2 protein-coding genes are annotated in these 2618 nt (G+C 76.0%); both read right to left on the reverse strand.

The features are described from left to right. Positions 1-950 (reverse strand): acetyl-CoA carboxylase, carboxyltransferase subunit beta (gene accD / locus NBX02_RS14315; protein WP_250291721.1); only part of this gene is annotated, 950 nt, incomplete at its 3' end. Positions 951-965: 15 nt separating this feature from the next. Continuing rightward, positions 966-2519: a PfaD family polyunsaturated fatty acid/polyketide biosynthesis protein gene (locus NBX02_RS14320; RefSeq protein ID WP_445548432.1), complete on the reverse strand. Its 1554-nt coding sequence runs from the start codon at positions 2517-2519 to the stop codon at positions 966-968. Positions 2520-2618 lie beyond the last annotated feature (99 nt).

Genomic DNA, 2618 nt, shown 5'->3' on the forward strand with positions numbered 1-2618 from the left:
GCCGACGGCTGGGACGCCGACAGCTGGGACGCCGACGGGCGAGACACCGACGGCCGGGACGGTGCGGGCCGCGGCGCGGGCACGGCCGTGCGCGCCGCCCGGCGGCTGCCCACGGTCAGCAGCCGGGCCAGGGTGGCGCGCAGCTCGGCCCGCGGCCGGATCATGTCGACGACGCCGTGCCGCAGCAGGAACTCCGCGGTCTGGAACCCCGCCGGCAGGGTCTGCCGGATGGTCTGCTGGATCACCCGCGGGCCGGCGAACCCCAGCCGCGCGCCCGGCTCGGCGATGATGATGTCCGGCAGCGTCGCGAAGGACGCGGCCACCCCGCCGAAGGTCGGGTCGGTGATCAGCGCCAGGGTGAGGATCCCCGCCTCGTCGAGCTGCCCGAGGGCCTGGCTGGTCTTGGCCATCTGCATCAGGGACAGCACGCCCTCCTGCATGCGCGCCCCACCGGAGGCGGTCACCAGCAGCAGCGGTGTGCGTTCCCGCAGCGCGGTCTCGGCCGTCCGGGTGACGGCCTCGCCGACCGCGGCGCCGAGGCTGCCCCCCATGAACCGGAAGTCCATGGCCGCCACGACCACCGGGTTGCCGTCGATGCGGCCGCGGGCGCTGACGACCGCCTCGGCCAGGCCGGTGGCGGCCCGCGCGTCGCGCAGCCGGTCGGCGTAGGGGCGGCTGTCGACGAACCCCAGCGGGTCACTGTCGGCGACGACGGTGTCCACCAGCGCCACGGACCCGGGATCCAGCAGTGTCGTGAGCCGTTCGACGGCGGTCAGCGGGGCATGCCAGCCGCACTCCGGGCAGACCCGCAGGGACCGGACGAACCTCTTCGCGTAGATGATCGCCCGGCATCCGCCACAGACCAGCCAGGAGGTCTCCCGGGCCGCCGTGCCGTCCCTGCCGTCCCTGTCACTCGTGCCGTCCGCCTGCCTGGGCAGGGTGACTGTCATGATTGCTCCCACCGGTCAGAGTCCCGCTGCCGCGTCGGTCCGCGGCGGGGACGGGATGTATGTGGCGCAGCGCGCGGGCAGGCGCACCCCCGCGGACCGCAGGTGGCCGACCCGGCTGGTGAAGGCGGCGCCGCGCATGATCTGCGCGGCGATGTCGGCCACCCGCCGGTTCTCCACCGGGGCCAGGTAGGTGCCGGCGGCCCAGGTGTTGAACGCGCCCATCGCCGGCCCGCACCAGATCTGGTAGTCCGTGGCCCGGCCCGGCTCCCCCGCGATGCTCCAGCCCGAGGACAGGCCGAGGTACCAGCGGAAGACCAGCGCCATCCGCCGCTTCGGGCTGTCGGCGGCGCGGGCGATCTGGTCGGGGTCACGCTCGGTGAAGAACCGCACGGTGTCCGCCCAGACGTCGTCCAACGGCCGCTGGAAGATCTTGCTTTCCAGGGCGTCCCGCTCGGCGGCCGGGATCGCCTCGATGCCGTCGTGGGCCCGGTAGACCTCGTACAGCCGCCGGGCCCGGCTCGCGAACATCGTCCCGCGTCGCAGGACCTGGACCTCGACGCCCATCTCGAACATGTCCGCGGACGGGGCCATGGCGCAGTCGGCCGTGCCCGCGCCGGCCAGCAGCCGCTTCGTCGCCGGCGACTGGGACGCCTCCACCGACGCCTGGTTGACCGACCCGGTCACCACGTAGGCCGCGCCGAGGGCGAACGCCGCCGCGGCGGCGGCCGGCGTCCCGATCCCGCCGGCCGCGCCGACCCGGACCTGCCAGGGCTGGCCCGGCCCGGCCAGCTCACGCCGCAGCCGGTCACGCAGGGCGATGATCTCGGGGAGCAGGACGGTCAGTGGCCGGCGGTCGGTGTGGCCGCCGGAGTCCGCCTCGACGGTGACGTCGTCCGCCACCGGCACCCCCCGGGCGAGCTCGGCCTGCTCGGCGGTGACCAGACCGGCCTGAAGCAGCCCGCGGACGACCGGCTCGGGCGCCGGACGCAGGAAGCGCTCGGCGACCTCGGCCCGGGAGATCTTGGCGACCAGCCGGTTGCCGGCCCGCACCCGGCCGGAGGCCGCCCGGGACAGCCCGGCCAGCCGGTAGCGCACCACCTGCGGAGTCAGGTCGAGGAACGCCGACGCCTCCACGCAGCGCACCTGGTGGCGCAGGCACAGGTCGACCACGTCGCGTTCCATGGCCAGCTCGTTCGGGCTGTGGATGAGGTTGCAGGCGAACCCCGCGCCGGCGGGCACCCGCCGGCCGATCGTCGCCAGCGCCTCGTCGACGCGGGCCGGCAGCACCCCGGCCGCGCCGAAGGAGGCCAGGAAACCCGCCCCGGCCAGCGCCACGACCAGCTCCGCCGACGCGATCCCGTTGGCCATCGCCCCGGCCATGTACGGGTGGCGGACGCCGTGGTCGCGGGGGAAGTCCGGCGATCCCAGCCGCTCGGGCGGCGCCGGCGGCACCGCCGCGAGCACCTGTATGCCGGGGCCGAGCAGCCGCTCGTCGTTGGTGGCCGCGATCCCCCGGGCGTCCCGGACGACGAAGGCCGGCCGCTCCAGGGTGGCGAGCACGTCGTAGATCTCGTCCGCGCCGCGCGCGAGACCGGGCGCGCGGTCGGTCTCGCGGTCGGCGGCACGGCCGGTGACGCCGTGGCCGGCGTCCGCCGGCCGGCTGGGCGC

The organism is Protofrankia sp. CiP1_Cm_nod1 (assembly GCF_920888515.1).
Lineage (GTDB): Bacteria > Actinomycetota > Actinomycetes > Frankiales > Frankiaceae > Protofrankia.